This is a genomic window from Sulfitobacter sp. M368 (genome assembly GCF_025141875.1).
GTDB lineage: Bacteria > Pseudomonadota > Alphaproteobacteria > Rhodobacterales > Rhodobacteraceae > Sulfitobacter > Sulfitobacter mediterraneus_A.
Genome location: NZ_CP081113.1, coordinates 2827992 through 2850000, shown reverse-complemented (window position 1 = coordinate 2850000; position 22009 = coordinate 2827992). Strand labels below are relative to the sequence as shown.

Below are 22009 nucleotides of genomic sequence, written 5' to 3'. Positions count from 1 at the left end.
GTGATGATGCTGCCTCCCGCACGGATGGCAGCTAGAGACATCACTCATTGTCCACTCAGATGAGTGGGCGGGTAAAAGTATGCTTTTGGTTCAGAATAAGAGGATCAGTTTCTTACCAGCTTCTGATCTTCGCGAATGACGCAAGTCTTTCTTTTTCTGGATCAAATCAAGCGCGAAAAGGGCGTTTGGTGAATGCCTTGGCAGTAAGAGGCGATGAAAGACGTGATACTCTGCGATAAGCCATGGGGAGCTGAGAATAAGCTTTGATCCATGGATTTCTGAATGGGGCAACCCACCTGATACTGTGTTATTTATACTACCAGACAGACGTTGTTTGCGGGTTCGCCCTCAAGGAGCGCTCCGCGCGGTAGGGCAAAATAATATGGTAAACCAGGTATTTTTAGGCTGAATATATAGGCTTAAAAAGGCAAACCCGGGGAACTGAAACATCTAAGTACCCGGAGGAAAGGAAATCAATATGATACTCCCCTAGTAGCGGCGAGCGAACGGGGACCAGCCGAGCCATGATTGTGGTTAGAATGCGTTGGAATGCGCAACCAAAGTGGGTGATAGTCCCGTATAAGAAGCATGATTGGACGTATTAAGTAGGGCGGAACACGTGAAATTCTGTCTGAAGATCGGAGGACCACCTTCGAAGGCTAAGTACTCCTTACTGACCGATAGTGAACCAGTACCGTGAGGGAAAGGTGAAAAGCACCCCGACGAGGGGAGTGAAACAGTACCTGAAACCGAACGCCTACAATCAGTTGGAGGGACCTTGCGTCCTGACAGCGTACCTTTTGTATAATGGGTCATCGACTTGGTCTCACGAGCAAGCTTAAGCCGTTAGGTGTAGGCGTAGCGAAAGCGAGTCTTAATAGGGCGTCGAGTTCGTGGGATCAGACCCGAAACCGAGTGATCTAGGCATGGCCAGGTTGAAGGTAAGGTAACACTTACTGGAGGACCGAACCCACATCTGTTGAAAAAGATCGGGATGAGCTGTGCCTAGGGGTGAAAGGCCAATCAAACTCGGAGATAGCTGGTTCTCTGCGAAATCTATTTAGGTAGAGCGTCGACCGAATACCATCGGGGGTAGAGCACTGGATGGGTAATGGGGCCCCACAGGCTTACTGATCCTAACCAAACTCCGAATACCGATGAGTACTAGTCGGCAGACACACGGCGAATGCTAACGTCCGTCGTGAAGAGGGAAACAACCCTGACCTCCAGCTAAGGCCCCTAATTCATGGCTAAGTGGGAAAGCAGGTGAGACGACCAAAACAACCAGGAGGTTGGCTTAGAAGCAGCCATCCTTTAAAGATAGCGTAACAGCTCACTGGTCTAAATAAGTTGTCTTGCGGCGAAGATGTAACGGGGCTCAAGCCATGAGCCGAAGCTGAGGATGCATTTATTGCATGGTAGCAGAGCGTAGTGTGACATAAGACTTTGTCTCCTTACTTCCTTCGGGAATATTGGAGACGTAGTCTTTTCTGTGAAGCTGGCGCGTGAGCGATCCGGTGGAGAGATCACTAGTGAGAATGATGACATGAGTAGCGACAAAGAGTGTGAGAGACACTCTCGCCGAAAGTCCAAGGGTTCCTGCTTAAAGCTAATCTGAGCAGGGTAAGCCGACCCCTAAGGCGAGGCCGAAAGGCGTAGTCGATGGGAACCAGGTTAATATTCCTGGGCCAGATGGAAGTGACGGATCTCGAGGGTAGTTCATCCTTATCGGATTGAATGGGCTGCTTAGAGGTCCCTGGAAATAGCTCCATCATGAGATCGTACCCTAAACCGACACAGGTGGACAGGTAGAGAATACCAAGGCGCTTGAGAGAACTATGTTGAAGGAACTCGGCAAAATACCTCCGTAAGTTCGCGAGAAGGAGGCCCGGTTCCTAGGCAACTAGGGGCTGGGGGCACAAACCAGGGGGTGGCGACTGTTTATTAAAAACACAGGGCTCTGCGAAGTCGCAAGACGACGTATAGGGTCTGACGCCTGCCCGGTGCCTGAAGGTTAAAAGGAGGGGTGAGAGCTCTGAATTGAAGCCCAGGTAAACGGCGGCCGTAACTATAACGGTCCTAAGGTAGCGAAATTCCTTGTCGGGTAAGTTCCGACCTGCACGAATGGCGTAACGACTTCCCCGCTGTCTCCAACATAGACTCAGCGAAATTGAATTACCGGTCAAGATGCCGGTTACCCGCGGTTAGACGGAAAGACCCCGTGCACCTTTACTACAGCTTCACATTGGCATTAGGCCGAACATGTGCAGGATAGGTGGTGGGCTTTGAAACGTGAACGCCAGTTTGCGTGGAGCCTCCCTTGAGATACCACCCTTGTTCTGCTTGATGTCTAACCGCGGTCCGTTATCCGGATCCGGGACCCTGTGTGGCGGGTAGTTTGACTGGGGCGGTCGCCTCCTAAATCGTAACGGAGGCGCGCGAAGGTTGGCTCAGAGCGGTCGGAAATCGCTCGTTGAGTGCAATGGCAGAAGCCAGCCTGACTGCGAGACTGACAAGTCGAGCAGAGTCGAAAGACGGCCATAGTGATCCGGTGGTCCCAAGTGGGAGGGCCATCGCTCAACGGATAAAAGGTACGCCGGGGATAACAGGCTGATACTGCCCAAGAGTCCATATCGACGGCAGTGTTTGGCACCTCGATGTCGGCTCATCTCATCCTGGGGCTGGAGCAGGTCCCAAGGGTACGGCTGTTCGCCGTTTAAAGAGGTACGTGAGCTGGGTTTAGAACGTCGTGAGACAGTTCGGTCCCTATCTTCCGTGGGTGTAGGATACTTGAGAGGAGTTGCCCCTAGTACGAGAGGACCGGGGTGAACGATCCACTGGTGGACCAGTTGTTATGCCAATAGCAGTGCTGGGTAGCTATGATCGGACAGGATAACCGCTGAAGGCATCTAAGCGGGAAGCCCCCCTCAAAACAAGGTATCCCTGAGAGCCGAGGTAGACCACCTCGTCGATAGGCCAGAGATGTAAGCGTAGTAATACGTTCAGTTGACTGGTACTAATGGCTCGATAGGCTTGATTTGATCCAGTAAAAGCAAGACTTTACTCGATAAATCAAAAGCATACACAACACAGTGTACTGACTTGGAAAACTCTAAAAACTTTATTTGGTTTGGTGATCATAGCGCGAGCAAAACACCCAGCCCCATCCCGAACCTGGCCGTTAAGTGCCGTAGCGCCGATGGTACTGCGTCTTAAGACGTGGGAGAGTAGGTCATCGCCAAACCTAATAAGGTTTTTAGAGCAGTATCTCTCAACGATGACAAACAAGACACAATGCCTGATACAAAAAATGTAACAGGACAAACAGGCCTCAAGCACAACACCGTGCAAAAGGCCAAAAAACGGCCTCAAAAAGCACTCCGTGCACAAGGCCAACAAAAGTGTCGCGGGATGGAGCAGCCCGGTAGCTCGTCAGGCTCATAACCTGAAGGTCGTAGGTTCAAATCCTACTCCCGCAACCAATATCAAAACGATAAAACCAGAAACAACGCCCCTTGGGGCGTAAAACGCGTTTCAAGCAGACCTGCGAGTGCCGGCAACGACTCTTCTATCTGTGATTGTAACCCCTTAAATTCACAGCGGGATTCTTGACAATTATGTTGCTTATGAAGGGCGCGTGGGTCAGCATGGTGGCCGACTGCCCAGGAAATCAAGACTTCTTGCGCAACGTCATTCCGGAAAATCGATCTAGAGTTTGATCGTCGGGGGCTCCAACAGCGTTCGACGGAAATTTTTTCTAGCCGTTGAACCCTCTTATTGTGGTGGGGATACAATGGAAGACGACGATACTCTACAAGAGTCAGCCGCTGTAAAGCTACGGGACGCCGCCAGTATTTCATGGTCCGTCGCGGACGCTGCGGGGACGGCCAAGAAGGTCGTCAAACTGGCGTCCAAGCCATTCAAATCCGTTGAAAAACTCAAAGACAAGGTCAAGAAGCTCGAAAAGGCCGCCAAGGTCATTGAGGATATTTCTGACTCCCTCAAGTCGGTGTCCTTTACACGCCCCGCGGCCAAGGTGACCGATAAGGTTGCAGAGAAGGTGATTGACTACACCAAGAAGGTGGAAACCAAGATTGAAGCCCTCGAAGGGACATCGACCAAAATCGGCGATTTCCTCTTTAATGTTCAAAAACAGCTTGGGAACATCAACAAGGCCACAAATGCTCTTGGCGTCGCAGCAGAGGCCTATTCACGTAAGCTGGCCAGCGCCGAACAGAACCTGGCGCCCGCAGCGTCACAGTTTTCCACTGGGGTCGAGTTTCTGGACAAGGAGTCCGCCGATGCGCGGGCGATCGCGGTGCAGTTGGCAGAGGCGCGCATTTCCCAGGCGGATAGCATCAATGGCCCTTTGCTCCTGCTCGTCACGCAATTGTCCGAAATCGACCAGGCCATGGAAGAGTTGTCGTCCAAGCTGGACAATGACCTGTTGGATATCGTTGTCGATCTCGCGGAATCCCTTGGCGCCATCACTGATGTGGTCAGCAAGATTACCGATCCACTAGAGACCGTTCTGGATTACCTCGGACCGGTGCTGGATCTGATGGGGTCATTCTTTAGCTTCCTTCTGGCTCCGGTTGAGGCGGCGCTGGAATGGATTATCGATAAAATCGGGATCACGGCCTTGCTGGAAAAGGCCGCTGACGAAATTACATCGCTTTTGCCAAATATCGATCTGTTGGACGGTCTGGCCGAAAAGCTGGAAAAACTGTTCCTTGAGGAAATTCAAGAGTTCTACGAGACGGAAATCGTCGCGAAATACGCCAGTATTCTCGCAACGATTAACAACCCGAACTTCCCCGAAACACTGTCCATCGGGACGGATGGGGACAATACGCTTAACGGGTCCATGAATGCCACAGGCAGCCTGACCCTTGATGGGCTCGGCGGCAACGATAACATCTTTGGCGGTGATTTTGACGATACACTGAACGGCGGCACGGGCCGAGACATTCTGTCCGGCGGCGGTGGCAATGATATTATTGACGGCGGCACGGACAACCCGAACGGCGACGAAGATGACGAGAGCCCCGACAGCGTGATTTATGCGGGCAACCGCGAAGACTATAATTACACCGCCGTTATCAGTGATGGCGTGGCGACCGGGGATTGGATCGTCGTCGATACCCGCGAAACGATCACCGTGGACGGCGTGGTCACGCAACGCAACGACGGCAAAGACATTCTCAAGAATATTGAGTTGATCATTTTTGCCGATGACGGTTTGGACCTGCGGCTGTTTGATCAACTGATCGAGACCCGCAGTAAAGATGGCGAGATTGCCTATGTGTCCCCCTATGCCACCAATCTGGAGCCGATTGGCGGGCAATTGCCACTCACGCTTGATGGCCAACGTGATTGGGTCTACGGCGCCTACGGGCTCGATATTCTCATCACGGGCGGCGGCAATGACCAGCTGAGCAGTGGCGGCAACGGGCGCATCACACGCCGGAAATATGATGGCGACGCCTTGTTCGGTGGCGAAGGCGATGATGTCTATGTGGTCAGCCCTGATGGCTATGACCGTGATCTGATCATCGATTCCGGCGGCGTCGACACGGTGGATTACAATCTGGCGAGCGGGGGGGTGAAGGTCTATCTCGGGTCGACAAACCCAAACGACAGGGAAGCCTTCTACATCCCGCCTTCGGTCGAATTTCATGCGGATTTCGATGGCAATGACATCAACGATCCGGTCACGATTATCACCGAGCACCCAGATGGCAGCACCACCTCAGAGACCGTCACCTACAACGCCGGTGTGATCCAGGGCATCGAAAATGTCGTTGGGTCGGACAACCATGACATCATCATCGGCAATGACGATGTGAACCGGCTTGATGGTGGCGCTGGCAACGACATGATCCGCGGCCTTGATGGCAATGACGAGATCTATGGCGGCTCTGGCAACGACATCCTGATTGGGGATTGGGGGGATGACTATCTCGAAGGAGGCACTGGCGGAAACGTTTATATCGGTGGTCTCGGTGACGATGATATCAACGACACTGCGGGCGGCTATGGCACAGTCAAATATTCGACGATTGCGATATCATCCCTCTACGATCAAAGTGTAGAGTTCCCGGATTTCGCCAGAACCGGCTTTGACGCCTTCAATGTCAATGACATGCCCGGCGGGATCGTTGTCGTGCAAACATCGGAGCCGGGCCAGCAGCAGGTCGCAAAATATCAGACAAGCGTAAACGTTGGTGACCGCTACGGCGTGGACTACCTCGAAGACATCGAATACATCGTCGGCAGCACGGGCGGCGATTATATTTTCTCGCTCCGCGGCAAGAGCCAGCACATTTACGGCAATGGCGGAGACGACCAGCTTTTTGCCGATGAAGTCGATATCGGCAACGTGTTCTACGGCGGCGCCGGCTCTGACCTCTTTGTCTCACACGCCTTTTCGCCGGACCTATTCTATGGCGGCAGCGAAAGCGATACCGTGCGTGTCTGGAACGACAACACGGTCGATGGTGACGAGCTGTACGGCGATGAGGCAGCGTCGGGGCTTCAATTGCCTTTGGACGGTGTTGATATACTGGATCTGCGCAACAGCAATTTTGCCTGGCATGTACATATCGACCCGCTGAGCCCCCTTGGCAGCCTGGTCGGCAAAGAGACCATTCTGCGCACCGATGTCGAGGATCCGCTGTTCATTCAGCAAACAGTCGGCGTGAATGGTGTCGAAGAGGGCGACATCGTTCCTACAGATTTCGGCAAGGTACCGGGCGCGTTCCAGGCCAATTCGAACACGCCGGACGAGGGCGGCCTCGCAACGGCGTTTTCCGGTTTTGAGCACATTATCGGATCAGACCAGCGGGACATAATCACCGGCGGCTATATCCTGTCTCCGGTCATCTTTGAGGGCAATGGCGGCGACGATGTCCTTTATGTCAGCCAGTTTACCACAGGTGAACTTTATGGTGGCGATGGCGATGACGTGTTGGGCACCTATAACCCTACCAACGGTGATGTTGCGTTTGTACGTCTTTACGAAAAGGACAAGATCACCACACTGTCCGGTGGCGCGGGTAACGATGTATTTGTCGCGGGCGACTTTCGGGAAAGTTATGAAGGCGGTGAGGGGCTGGACAGGCTCACTTTTGAGACCAGCCGCGCAAGTGTTATTGTCAATCTCAGCACCAATCAGGTCGATGGTGGCTATGCCGAGGGCGACATCCTGCTGGGCGGCATCGAAGATGTCACCGGCACGCAATTCGAAGACACCATCACCGGCGACGAAGAGCTGAACGAAATTGTCGGCTGGGACGGCATCGATGTGTTGCTGGGATTGGGCGGCGCGGACAATCTCTTTGGTGGTGACGGCAATGATTTCCTCTATGGCGGTGCGGGCAATGATTACTTGCATGGCGGCAATGGCGGCGATCTGTTGGATGGCGGTGCCGGGATTGATACGGCATCGTGGAATTTCTATCAGGTTCATCCAAAGGGCGGCGTAGAACGTCTGACCAACGACACCTCCGACATCGTTGCGGATCTTGAAACCGGGCAAGCGGGCACGGACATCCTGATCAGTATCGAAAACCTTACCGGCGGTGTGGGCCACGATACGCTGCGTGGGGACGCAGGTGACAACCTCTTGGCCGGCTCAATCGGTGATGACCTGTTGCAGGGTCGCGACGGCGCGGACCTGCTGATTGGCGGCGTTGGCGATGACACGGTCGAAGGCGGCGCTGGCGATGATGCGCTCTTCGGCGGGGCGGGTGTCAACGTCCTGGATGGCGGCGCAGATTTCGACACGATTGACTACGGCGTTCTGGAACTTGGCGTTCAGGTCATCATGTCGGGCGTGGGCGAACGTGCAGGCGACACGTCCGGGATCGTCCGGTCTTACACGCCCGTTGATCTGTTCATCTGGAGCGACAGCGAAACAGAAACCACCTTTGACGGCTATGTAGAGCAAACCACGATCACCACTGGCACCACCGAGGCGCGCAGCACCTATGAGGTCTTTGATCAAGGCAATGACGACCCGGACGATGACGTTTATGTCCCACGCGGGTCCATCACCCCCGAACGGGTCTGGAAGTTCCTGAACCTAAGCTATGCAACACAGACCAGTGACGCGGATGATATTCCCTTCTTGCCCGGTCTGCTGCTGCCAGAGCAAGAAGTCGAAGTCGTCGAGCGGTTTGAAGAAGCCGTCGATATATTTTCAAATATTGAACGTATTGCCGGATCGCAGGGCGCAGATTTCATTCTCGGCAACGCCGAGAATACCGTGTTCTATGGCGGCCTTGGCGGCGATGTCATTGATGGCGGCGGTGGCATTGACACCATGAGCTATGCCTTCTCCGAAATCGGCGTATCGGTCGATCTGAAGATGATGACCTTTTCGGGGGGCGAGGCGGAAGGTGACCAGATCATCAATATGGAGAACCTGATCGGCTCGGGCCAGTCGGATGCCCTGAGCGGGAATGATCTGGACAACACCATTGTTTTGGGCACAGGCAACGACAGCGCCCGCGGTTATGACGGGGTCGATACGGTTGTTTTGGGCTTCGATTTTAGAGATATCGCCCAAATTCAAGGGTTTGCCGATGGCGTCAACATCATGCGCTTTGAAGGTGACGTGCCGATCTCGGTTGATTTTATCGCGGATGATATCGAAATCCTGTCTTTTGAGGATGGCGACAAGACATTTGCCGAGATCAAAGCGCTCGCCAATGATGGCACCGAAGGGTCCGACGTCCTGATCGGTACGCCCGTCCCGGATACGCTCGACGGGCGCGGCGGCAATGACATTGTGCAAGGTCTGGACAGTGCGGATCTGCTGCTTGGCAGTGCGGGCAACGATCTGCTGCAAGGTCAGGGCGGCGATGATCGTCTGATCGGCGGCTTGGGGCGCGACCGTTTTATTGGCGGCATGGGCGATGACACCTTCATCATCGATGACAGCACCGAGATCATCACCGAAGCAGATGGCGAGGGCGAAGATACCGCAGAAAGTTCGGTCGATTTTGCGCTGCCCGATCACGTGGAAACGCTGGTCTTGACCGGAACAGACGGGACCACAGGCACAGGCAACGATGCGGCCAACACGATCATCGGCTCGGACGCTGCAAACGTGCTGGTCGGCAAGGCCGGGCGCGATACGCTGGATGGCGGCTTGGGCGCCGATACGCTTTTGGGCGGCGCGGACGGCGACGTCTATTTGATCAACGAAACCATCGACCTGATCTTTGGAGAGGCCGAAGATGGCGGCTTTGACGCGATCTATGCGACCGTTGATTATATTTTGCCGGACAATGTCGAACTGCTGGCTGTCGCGAACGGGGCCAGCGTTCATGCCATCGGCAATGACGGTGTAAACGAGTTCTACACCGGGCTGCGGCTTCTGGATGGCAACAGCAACCCGACCGACGGCACCGGCGGCAGCACCTTTGATGGCAAGGCGGGCGCGGATATCCTGGTCCTTGGCCACGACTTCGAAGGCAGCACCTTTGATTTTGACGATGAAGGCTATCTGACCATCACTTTCGATGAGGTCACAAACCGTGCGACCAACATCGAGAAATTCGATTTTACCGATCAGTTTCTTACGTTAGATGACTTGATCACAACGGTATTCGCCCCCACGGGCAGTGTGATCGTACCGGGCGTCGAGGGTGACGTCATCTTCGGCATCGACATGTCGGATGCGTCAAACGGCGGCCAGTTTGTGCATGTGGCCAGTGCGCCCGGCGCCAACGATGTCATCTACAACTTCTCAACCGCCTTTGGTGAAAATGGCGCGGGCACCTTCCTTGGCTCCGGTTTCTCGGATCCGGCCACGAGCCAAGTAGACGTTCTGGCGGTGGTGCCGGGCGATGCGCCGTCAGACGTGCAGTTTTATCTGTCGGGCCTTTTCCGACCTCTAGATGCGATGACCGAGGCCAATTGGACCTACTACCAGGTCGCTGTGTTTGGCGGCGAAGATAATCTGAGCGGCACGCATTTGGGCGATACCCTCAGAGGGTTCGAAGGCGACGATACCCTCTTCGGAGATGGCGGCAACGACTTGATCAAAGGCGATGGCGGCGACGACAGTATCTCGGGCGGGCAGGGGGATGACACATTATTCGGCGGCACGGGCGAAGACACGCTTGTTGGCGGCAACGGCATTTTCAACGATTTTTACAACGGCGGCGCAGGCAACGACACGTATTATGGCGGCAACGGCGTCAACACGATTTTCCTCCATGCACAGATGGGCGCGGATGTTGCCTTTGACTTCGACGCGGCGAAAGATTTCATCGACACTTCGCTTCTGACCGAGGCCGAGCGAGATCTGATGACGGTCACCATTGATAACGCGGATACGCTGATCGGATTGTCCGATGGTGGTTCCCTTCGTTTGATTGGCACGCAGATCAACGATTTGCCGATTGTGCCCTTTGACACTGGCGAAACCGACCCGGTTGAGTTTGACCTTGGCCTTGGCACCAACGGCTTTGAATTCCCCGAAGTCATTGCTGTGTCTGCTGCGGGTGACATCAACAATGACGGCATCGACGATTTCATGGTGGGTTGGACAGACCGGACTTTCTTTGCCACGATCACGCCGATTGCCTATGTGGTTTACGGCAAGGATGACGCGGATTTTGATCCGCTGACCCAGCCATTCCTGCTGGATCTTGATGAAGGTTTCTCTGTTCTGGCAGAAACGGGGGATGCCAACATTTCCCTCGCCGCGGCCGGTGACGTCAACAATGACGGAATTGATGATTTTATGGTGGGCACCTCAGAGTCGACCCACGTCATATTTGGCCGAGATGGTGATTTTTTAGATCACGTCGATCTTGGTGGTTTGGGCGCTACAGAAGGTGTGAAGCTGGCGATGGAGGGTGCGAACGGCCAGCAGTTCATTGAAGGCGGTTTTGACATCAACGGGGACGGCATTGACGATATGATCGTCAGTGACGGCGCATACTACGGCAGTTCCACGCATGTTGTGTTCGGCTCTGACGCGGCTGATCCCTTGCCTGCGACGATCTCGGGTGCGGATCTGGACGGCACCAACGGCTTTACCCTGCTTGGGCCGAGCTATTTCACCAATCCCGGCGATTCACTGGCGTCTGCGGGTGACGTCAACGGCGATGGTTTTGACGATCTCATTATCGGATCGCGTTACCACAGCGTCGAATCCCCGGATGGCTCCGGCTACACATGGACCGGCGGCGCATTCATCCTGTTTGGCAGTGATCAAGCCTTTGCAAGCAGCATCGAACTGGAACAGATGACCGCCGATCAGGGCTTCTTGATCGACGGCGACATCGACGGAGGCCAAAGCCGTACGGGCGGCGTGGTCCAAGGCGGCGGTGACGTCAACGGCGACGGATTTGATGATGTGGTCATCATGATTTCACGCGCGATCCACAAAGGCCCCTTCAGCACTGCGGTAGAAGGTGATCTAATTGAACGGGCTTATGTGTTGTTCGGGTCGGGCGATCCCATGGGCGAAAGCTTTGATCTGGACGATGGCGGTACGGGCCGGCGGGTCAGTCTGGCAGACCTGGACGGGACAGATGGCACAGTGTTCACGCTGGCGATCCCTGAAGGATATAATTCGCCAAACCCCAATACACAGAGTGATTTCAAATCCATCATCGGCGGCGGTGCAATCGAGATCGTGGATGATCTGAACAATGACCGAATTGCGGACATTGTGATCGGGACAACCACGTTTTCCCGCGAGGTCGTTTACGATCAGGACACGGGCGAGAGCACCGATACTAACCTCAACTCCGGCCAAACTTTTGTCCTTTACGGGCGCACCGAAGGATATGGCGGTGTTTTTGAGCTTGAAGACCTCACCGATCTGGACGGGTTTGTTGTCGACGGATTTGAGGGGGATGGATCGGGCGGTATCGTGCGTTATGCGGGCGATGTGAACAACGATGGCGGCGCGGATTTCCTTATCGGGGCGAGCAGTTCGCCCAGCAAGCTGATCTTCGGCACGCCGTTTTCTGACCTGCCAACGCTCGGCACGATTGAGATCACGGGGCTGGCGCAGGAAGACGAATTGCTTACCGCAAATTTGGAGAACCTGTCAGACGGAGACGGCTTTGCGACACTGGATTTCCAATGGTATCGCAACGGCACGCCGGTGCAGGGGGCGACAGAGGCGACCTATCTGTTGACGCAGGCCGATGTGGATGGCGAATTTTTTGTGACACTGAGCTATGTCGATAACTTCGGCATTGCGGGCATCGCACAGAGTGATCTTCTTGGCCCGATTGTGAATGTGAACGATGCGCCAACGGCAGAAGCGGACAGCTATACCGCCTTTGAGGACAAGCCGCTGCGGATGGATCTGCAAGCCAATGATTTTGATGCAGATGGCGATGATCTGACCTACAGCTTTTTCACCTCGACCATTGGCGGTGCGGGGACACTCACCATCAATGACGACAAGACAGTGACTTTCACGGCGGCAGATCAGTTCCTTGGGCCTGTGTTCTTTACCTATCAGTTGATCGACGAAGACGGCGTGGCTTCTGTCGCCACGGCCGTTAATATCGACGTGGTCGAGGTAAATGATGCACCTGAGATCACCGATCTGGCGGTTACGATTGTCGAAGAAAACTCTGTGACGCTGTCGCCCTTGGTGGGAGTCACGGACGAAGAGGGCGACGCATTTTCGATTGTCGATGCCTATCTCGGCGACAAGACCGAGATCAGCTTTACCGACGATACGATCACCATCACTGGCGATCTGAACGCAACCGGCGATGACATCGTGGCCTATACCGTTCGCGATGCCAGAGGCGCCGAGGCAACCGCTTATATCGCGGTGACAATATCGCCGGTCAATGATGCGCCGATGCCCGTGGATGACTTTGCGCGAGGACCGGAAAACCTTGTTCAGATTGTGGATGTTCTGGCCAATGACACGGACCCCGATGAGGGCGATGTCCTGACGGTCGTAAGCGTTACAGACGGCACATTCAGTACCTCAAAGATCAACGCAGACGGCACCATTTCCGTAACCCCGATTGCAGAAGAGTTCGGCACAGAGGTTCTCACCTACACGATGCGCGATGCTGACGGGGTTGAGCGGCAAGCAACGCTGACATTGACTTTTGATCAGGTGAACGACCCGCCGGTTGCTTTTGATGACCATGTGACCGTGAACGAAGATGCCTCCATAGAGATCGACGTGCGCGCCAATGATGAGGATTTTGGCGAAGAAGATATCTTTGTGGTCAGTTTTACGGCACCCAACTCTGGCGAGGTTGCGCTGCTGGAAAACGGCAACCTGCTTTACACGCCGGACCCGGATTTTGATGGGGAAGACAGCTTCAAGTACCTGCTGTCCGACCATGATGCCAAAGTCAGCGGTGCGTCGGTCTTTGTGGAGGTCACGCCCCAGCCGGACGATCCGGTTGCCAAGAATTTCACCGTTGAACTTCAGCAGGGCAGCACCGTGATGTTTGACCCGCGCCTGTCGGCGACGGGCAACCCGGCGGATGCAGACAGTGACCCCGACCGCGATCCGCTGGGCATCAGCAGCTTTGCCGAGGCTGAGGATGGCACCGTTGAATTTGCGGCAAACGGATTGGGCCTGATCTACACGCCGGATGCCGATTTCTTTGGCACGGATACCTTTGACTATGTCATCGACGACGGCACAGGCCGCACAGACACGGCCAACATCACAGTCACCGTCCACCGCAACGATGTGCCAATCGCCAGGCCCGACAGCTTTGAATTGGTCGAAGATACCAACATTATCATTGATGTTTTTGAAGCTTACCCCGGCGGCATTTTGGAGAATGATGATGACGCCGAAGGTGATTTCTTTGCATTTCAGAGCATCGGCACAGCGGTCAATGGCGCGATTGCCTTTAATGCGATCGAAGGCACAATCACCTATACGCCCGACGCCGATATCTTTGGCACTGGCCTCGATACGGTCAATTACTTTCTTTCAGACAGTTTCGGGCGCGTTGTCAGTTCCACCATCACCTTTAACGTGATCGGCCAGGACGACGCGCCGGTGGCCTTCGACGATGTGGCGACCACGGGGGAAGACACGCCTTTTGCCATTGATGTCCTCGCCAATGACGAAGATTTCGGCGAAGGCGATCTGTCGTTCAACGGGTTCTCGCAAGGTGCCTTTGGCGGTGTGGTTTTGTTGTCTGATGATACGCTGCATTATTCGCCCAACGCCAATTTCAATGGCCAGGACAGCTTTACCTACGGGATCAGGGACACAGCCGGAAACACCAGCACGGCCACGGTCACGGTGAACGTAACAGACGAGCCCGATACACCGACAGCCAATGACGACACGGCCCAAGGCAGTGAGGATGTGGCACTGGTGATCGACGTGCTTGGCAATGACACACATCCAGATACGGGCGCCGTTTTGACCGTTGTTGATGTCACCAACGGCACCTTCAGTACATCCGTGATCAATCCGGATGGAACAATCACCGTGACGCCCGAGGCAGAGGCGTTTGGCACAGAGATCCTGACCTATACAGTGCGCGACAGCGCCGGTGCGGAAAGCCAGGCGCAGATCACTGTCAGCTTTGCCGCCGTGGACGATGCGCCTGTGGCGCTCAATGACATTGCCACGACGGACGAAGACACCCCCGTCGAGATTGACGTGCTGGCCAATGATCTGGACTTTGGTGAGAATGACATTTCGATCCTCGGTTTCTCAGAAGGCAATTCGGGCGGTGTGATTGAACTGGCCAATGGCAATCTGCTTTATACGCCGGATCAGGATTTCAACGGTCCGGACAGCTTTACCTATGTGATCACCGACAACGCAGGGCAGGAAAGCACAGCAACCGTTTCCATCGATGTTGCGGCGCTGCCGGATGATCCGGATGCCAAGGACAAATCTATTTTTGTCCAGCAAGACAGCAGCTTAACCTTTGATCCTCTGCAATCGACCACTGGCAATCCTGCGGATGGCGACAGTGACCCCGATGGCGATGCGGTTTTCTTGGATACCTTTGCGACCGCCCAAAACGGCACGCTCGCGCTCTCCGACGATCTGACCCAGCTTATCTACACCCCCGATGCAGGCTTTATCGGCGAGGACACATTTCTTTATCGGATCGGCGATGGCACCGGACGGTTTGATGAGGCCAGTTTGACCATCACCGTGGGCCGCAACGACGCCCCCGTCGCACGACCAGACAGTTATGAGCTGAACGAAGACACCACTCTCACCATCGATCTTGCAGGCGGTGACAGCCCGCTTGCCAATGACGATGACACAGAGGGCGATCCGTTTTCTTTGACCAATGTGGGCGCTGCGGCCAATGGGGTGGTCCAGTTTGATGCAAATCAGAACACGATCACCTACACACCAAATGCAAACCTGTTTGGTGATGCCTTGGACGTCGTGGAATACACCATCGTTGACAGTTTTGGCCGGTCGGTGACCTCGACCATGAGCTTTAACGTTGCTCCCCAGGACGACCCGATCACCGGGGATTTGCTGATCCAGACCAGCTTTGACGTTTTTGGAAACCCCGAGTTCATGCTTGATGCATCGCAACTGGAAGATGCTGACGGATTACCGGCCCTGTCTTTGGACGACCTTCTAGATGGCGCAACGCCCACGGATGATGAATTTGGCTATTTCGACAACTGGGTGTGGCGGATCGATGGGGGCGTTGTCGAAGGCTTTGATGCGCAATATTTCCCCGCGCCGGATGACGGGCAGAAACAGCTCACGGTAGAGGCAACCCTGACGGATGAGCAGGGCAACACCAGCTTGATCCAGAGCGCGGCCGTTTCTGTGCCTGATGTGCGGGTCATTATCACTTATAACCTGCAACCCGGCGTGGATGACTTGCTTGATCCCTTCGACGGTTCGGGAGGTCCAAATGGGTCAATCCCCGGTTTTGTAAATCTGAAAGGGTTTGAACTGGGCAGAGACCGGATTGATCTGCGTGACGTTGCCTTGCTTGACGCGCTGAGCGCCGTGAACGATGCCACCGAAGGCAGCGCGGTTTTGATCTTTGACAATGGCAGCGTCCTGCGGATCGAAGGGGAGGGCGTGAGTCCGGACACTTTGACCTTTGACAATTTCCTGTTTGCCGACGGCAACATTGAACCCACCGGCACACCGGATGTGAACGGCGAGACCGAACAGGGGGCCGTGCTTCAGGCGGATCCGTCTACGGTCGAGGACGTCGAGAAAATCAACCCGGACAGCGTTACGTATCAATGGCAGCGTGACGGCGTGGATATTCCGGGTGGAACACAAATTACCTACACCCTCACCGAAGAGGATGTCGGCAAGACCATCACCGTGATCTACATGTTCGAAGACAGTTTTGGCACGCCGGAAACCGTCACCAGCGAAGGTGTCGGACCGATCATTGCCACCGGCGAGGAGATCACAGGCGGCACTGGCTCCGAGGCTCTTGACGGCACGGCAGGATCAGACGTCATTCGCGCCCTTGATGGCGATGATGTGATCAATCCGGGCAAGGGCAATGACACTGTCGACGGCGGCGCAGGCATAGATCGCGCCATCTATTCCGGCGACCAGCTGGGCTATACCCTGACCTTCACCCCTGACGGCACTCGGATCACCGATCGCCGCGCCGGCGGCGATGGCACGGATGAGCTTATCGACGTTGAGTTTCTGGATTTCGAAACTGAGTTGCCGATCTTTGGTGGTCAGCCGATGCCACTGAACATCTTTGGTGGTCCGGCCTCGCTGAGCGCAGAAGAGTTTGCGCCGATCATTGAGCTTTATATCGCGTATTTCAACCGCGCCCCGGATGCGCTGGGGCTCTACTTCTGGGCGACATCCTTTACCACCGGCACCTCGCTGGAAGAGATGGCAACCCTGTTTGTCGGGCAACCGGAAACGCAGCTTGAATATCCCGAAGGCACGGCCAACGACGTCTTTGCGCAGACCGTCTATAACAACGTGCTTGGCCGGACACCCGATGCTGCCGGTTTCAACTTCTGGGTTGGGTTGTTGGACAACGGTTTTGTCGCACGTGATGCCTTTATCCTTGAAGTCCTGCGGGGCGCCAAAGCCGATCCAGCGCCGGGTTCAACGCAAGAGTTTATTGACCAGCAGCAGCTCGACCAGGGCTATTTGCAGACCAAGACAGACATCGGCGCCTACTATTCCGTTCTCAAAGGCATGTCCGAGGTCAACAATGCCAAGACCGCGATGGCGCTTTATGATGGATCAGCGCAAAGCGTCGCTGACACACTCTTTGCCATCGACGCCTATTTCGAAGATGCGCTTGATCCCAATACGGGAGAGTTCTTGATGCAGCTGATTGGCGTCATCGATGACCCGTTTGCGATTGTCTAAACGGCCGGGGACGGGGCAGGACGTGCAGATGATCTGTTTGCGGTTTGTCATGGCGGCCTGTGATATTAGGCTAGCTCCAGCCCCTTCGGGGAGGGAGAGATCATGACAGATACTCCACTGTTTTCACTGACCGGATCAGAGTCTTTCGCTGCGTGGTTGGCAGTGCAGGATCTGTCGATTGCGTTTACGACCTATCAAATCGGCAAGTTGTTTTTGGTTGGCGCCCAGTCGAACGGGAAGCTGGCGGTCTTTGAACGCACCTTTGATCACTGCATGGGCTTGGGGGTGGGGCAACGCCGGTTCTGGATGTCCTCGCTCTATCAGCTTTGGCAGTTCGAGAACTTCCATGATCAAGGCGTCATTCAGGATGGCTTTGATGCGACCTACGTCCCGATTGCAGGCCATACCACAGGCGACATTGACGTGCATGACATCCACGTACAGCCGGATGGCACACCGCTTTTTGTGGCCACGCGTTTCAATTGCCTGGCGACGCTCAGCCATACGGGCAGCTTTGCCGAAGTTTGGCGGCCCCCTTTTACTGATCGGCTGACAGCCGAAGACCGTTGCCACCTCAATGGCATGGCCGCGGATGACATGGGGCCACGCTATGTCAGCCTTGTTGGCCAAACCAACGTCGCCGATGGCTGGCGTGACCATCGCCGGGACGGGGGCATGGTTTTGGATGTGGCAAGCGGGGCACCCGTTGCGGCCGGGCTGTCCATGCCGCACTCCCCGCGGTTGCATCAGGGACGGCTATGGATTTTGCAAACCGGCACTGGCGAATTTGGCGAGATGGATCTTGCAACCGGCCGGTTCAACCCGATTTGTTTTTTGCCCGGCTTTGCGCGTGGATTGTCCTTTGTCGGCGATTATGCGGTCATCGGCCTGTCGCGCCCGCGCGAGAACCGCACGTTTGAAGGGCTCATGCTTGATGCCCGCTTGGCGCAACAGGGGCTGAGCCCAAAATGCGGCCTGTGTGTGGTGAACCTCAAAACAGGCGAGTTGGAGCACATGCTGCAGATCGAAGGCGTGGTGCAGGAACTTTATGACGTGGCAGTGCTCACTGATGTCAAACGGCCAAGGGTGCTGGGTTTTCGAAGCGATGAAATCCGGTTTTTCCTCCGCCCTGAAAGCCAGCTTGGTCGGTGATGCGCTAGTAAAGGCGTTGTTCTTGTTTCAACCATGAATAGAGAGAAATTCCGGCTGGGTTAATCTTGGGTTAATTTTGACGGGCGAAAATGCTGCAGTTTACTGCTCTTGTCTGTTCTCACCGGAAAATTGATTGATTGGTTGAAAAAACCTACTTATCAACTGAGGATAGAAAAGAACAATTGACTTGATTTGGTGCGGGGTCGTGATCGAAGCAGAAGCTTTGCACCGCTCGGCAGTCACAAAAAACAAGGTGCGATCAATTGCGCAAACTTGAGATTCTGCTGGGATGTGTGTGTATTCTGGTCATCCTCGGTCTTTTTGCAAACAGCGTTCGCACGAACGCCAAGGTTGCGAACGCTGAATTCCGGCGCTTGACGGATGACAGTATTGAAACCCTGCAAGTCCGGATGAGCACCTATCTGAGCAGCCTCAATGCAACGGCCGCGTTCCTGGAATCCTCTAGCGAAGTGACACGCGCCGAATTCGATCGGTTTGTTTCTCAGCTGGAAATCGAGAGATATCTGCCGGGGATCAACGGCATTGGCTATATAACCCCCATTCAGTCGGGTCAGGAACAGCAACTGGTTGATGAGATGGCCGCTCTGGGTGAGCCGGATTTGAACATTCATCCGCTGACTGACAACGCGCAAAAGTACATCATCAACCGGATTTCCCCGATTGGCCCCAATGTAGAGGCGCTCGGCCTTGATATCTCGTTTGAAGAAGGTCGCAGAAATTCGGCCAATGCGGCGCGGGAAACCGGATTGCCGCAACTGACGCCGCGCATTTTGTTGGTGCAGGAACACAGCAGCCAACCGGGCTTTCTGTTGCTTCGGCCTGTTTATTATAACGACACAGGCGAAGTGCGGCCCGATCCGGCGGTGTCGCGTTTCAAAGGGTTTGTCTATGCCCCGTTTGTGGGCCGCAATCTGCTGACCAACCTGACCGCCAATCAAGGGGTTGTTTACCAATTTTCTGTGTTTGATGGCACCACGACAAACATGGACCAGTTGATTTACGCCAGCGAATCCGACAGCGAAGCGCCAAGCGGAAAATATACAGCGACCTATACATTTGAAAACTACGGTCGCAAGTGGACGGTGCTGTATGAAAGCACGTTGCCGTTCGAGGCAACGTTCCGCAACACCATGGCTTGGACGCTTTTGATCGGCGGTTTGGTGTTGTCGGCGATGCTGGTGTTTTCGGTGCGCAGCCTGCGCATACGGGGCGATGCAACCCATGAGCTGGCCCAATTGCGCGAGCGTCAGATCAGTGCCCGCGAGGAAGAGAACCGCGCCGTTGTCGAAAACGCTGTGACGGCTGTCTTTATCCTTGATGGGCAGCGAAAGATCCTTTTCGCAAACCAGGCTGCACAAGAAAGCTTTTGTTATTCTCCTCGGCAGATCAAGGGGTTGCTCTTTGACGATCTGGTTTCGGCGGCGCACGATCAGGATGAGACATCCGGCGTTAACGCCACAGGCACCACCCGCGAAGGGGCGGAGCTGGTCCTGGATCTGCACTACAATGAATGGACCACCTTTGAAGGGGCTCCCCGCGTCACCGCGATTGTGCGCGATCTGACCCGCGAAACCGAAGCCCGCGAGGAGATACGGATCACCAAGATCCGCTATGATCAGGCCTTGCAGGGGGCGGGGATCGGCGTTTTTGACGTGAACCTTGAGACCGGTCATTCCGATGTCACGGACACATGGCGCGAGATCATGGGAGTTGATCCATCAGAAACCGACATTGACGCACAGGACAACTTTCTAAGCCGTGTGCATCCGGAAGACCTACCTGTGTTGCTGGCCAACGACGCCGCCTGTATCGAGGGCAAAACGGCCCGCTCCATTTCAGAATACCGGATCAAGTTTTCGGACAACGAATGGCGCTGGATGCGATCAGAGGCGGTCGTGGTGAACCGCAACAAAGAGGGCAAAGCCCTCAGGATGATCGGCACGCAAGCCGATATTACTGAACTGCACAATTCCAGACATGCGCTTGAGGCCAGCGAAAAACGTTTCCGACAGGTGCTGTCGGCCGCGCCGATTGGCATGGTGCTGATGGACAATAACGGTAGATTTCTTGGGGTGAATGACGCGTTCTGCGCCCTTGCCGGCTACAGTGAGGAAGATTTGCTGGCCAATGTGCGCATGCCGGACATGATGTCCAAGGACGAACGCAAGAAGCTTTATTCAGCGATCAGCGATTTGATGAACAGCGATGGCAGCCATGTTTACACCGGGGAACATCGCATCGTGAACAGCAATGGAACCGAGCGCTGGGGCTTGTTTCACACGACTTGGGCCTATGACAAAAACAAGGACGAACACTATTTTATCTCGCAGATCATCGACATCACCGACCAGAAAAAGATCGAGCAGATCAAGAATGAATTTGTCTCAACCGTCAGCCACGAGTTGCGCACACCTTTGACCTCGATCAAGGGCGCATTGGGGCTGGTTCTGGCCACTGGGTCGGATCAGCTGGAAGATGCCAAGAAACGCCTGATCGACATCGCGCTGTCCAATACCGAACGCCTGACGACCATTGTGAACGACATTCTGGATCTTGAGAAGATTTCATCCGGCGAGGTGGATTTTGTCTTTCAGGATCTCGACATGACTGCATTGATCAACGAGGCAGTGCGGGAGAATTCGCCATTTGCAACCACCCACAAGAACACCTTGCGATTTGAGCACCCCGACGAGCCCTTGAACGTCAGTGCCGATTTCAACCGAAGCAAACAGGTGCTGGCCAACCTCATCTCGAATGCCTGCAAATATTCAGACCCCGAAACCGAGGTGTTGATAAAGGCCGAGCAATTGGAAGGCAAAGTCATTGTCTACATTCAAAACCGCGGCCCAGGCATTCCTGACAACTTTAAGCCACTGATGTTCCAGGCCTTTTCTCAAGCCGATAGCTCTGACACACGTGCGAAGGGTGGCACCGGACTTGGCTTGAATATCACCAAACAGATCGTGACGCGCCACCAGGGCGAAATAGGCTTTGAAAGCACGCCCGATGGCATCACGGTCTTTTGGTTCACCTACCCGTCAACCGCCGAAGATACGCTGGATGATCCCGTTGCGGCACCCAACGTCAAGCGTCTTCCAAGGCGCGGAAAAGCCCGCGTGCTGCATATTGAAGACGATTATGACTTTGCCGAAGTGGTCAAATCCGGCCTGTCAAAGGTGGCGGATGTCACCCATGCCGGCAGTCTGGAAGAAGCCCGAAAATGTATCAAGAACGGCAATCTGGATCTGCTCATCGTGGATTGGTCTCTGCCTGACGGGGATGCCTCTGAACTGTTTGATGACATTGACCAAATCCTACCGAATGTTACGGTTCTGGGCTTGTCTTCAGACGGCAACAGGCGCCGCGACAGCCGGGTGACGGTCAATTTGGAGAAATCCCGAACAGAATTGTCGACAATTGCGGAATATGTCTCTTCTCGGATGGCAAAAGTGTCTTAAAGACCGGATTGAGGGTCTTTTTCATTAAAAATGTTGCCGC

Annotated in this window: 3 protein-coding genes, 1 tRNA gene and 2 rRNA genes; all 6 read left to right on the top strand. The window is 54.8% G+C overall.

The genetic code is table 11. From position 1 onward, the window contains the following. Nucleotides 1-164: 164 nt before the first annotated feature. The 6 genes from K3754_RS14240 (at nucleotide 165) to K3754_RS14205 (ending at nucleotide 21969) form a co-directional block, all read left to right on the top strand. Nucleotides 165-3041: ribosomal RNA gene (locus K3754_RS14240) — 23S ribosomal RNA — on the top strand. An 88-nt stretch (nucleotides 3042-3129) separates the two neighbouring features. Next, nucleotides 3130-3244, top strand: a 5S ribosomal RNA gene (rrf, locus tag K3754_RS14235). A gap of 161 nt (nucleotides 3245-3405) precedes the next feature. Continuing rightward, nucleotides 3406-3482: transfer RNA gene (locus tag K3754_RS14230), tRNA-Met, on the top strand. Nucleotides 3483-3793: 311 nt separating this feature from the next. After that, nucleotides 3794-17338 (top strand): Ig-like domain-containing protein, encoded by a 13545-nt coding sequence (locus K3754_RS14215; protein ID WP_311201428.1) that lies wholly within the window; start codon nucleotides 3794-3796, stop codon nucleotides 17336-17338. Nucleotides 17339-17440: 102 nt separating this feature from the next. Next, the gene (locus K3754_RS14210; RefSeq protein WP_259938145.1) at nucleotides 17441-18490 is read left to right on the top strand and encodes a TIGR03032 family protein; all 1050 of its coding nucleotides are present in this window, start codon (nucleotides 17441-17443) and stop codon (nucleotides 18488-18490) included. Nucleotides 18491-18900: 410 nt separating this feature from the next. Then, nucleotides 18901-21969, top strand: coding sequence for a CHASE domain-containing protein (locus K3754_RS14205; protein WP_259938144.1), 3069 nt, complete (start codon nucleotides 18901-18903; stop codon nucleotides 21967-21969). The last annotated feature ends 40 nt before the right edge of the window (nucleotides 21970-22009 follow it).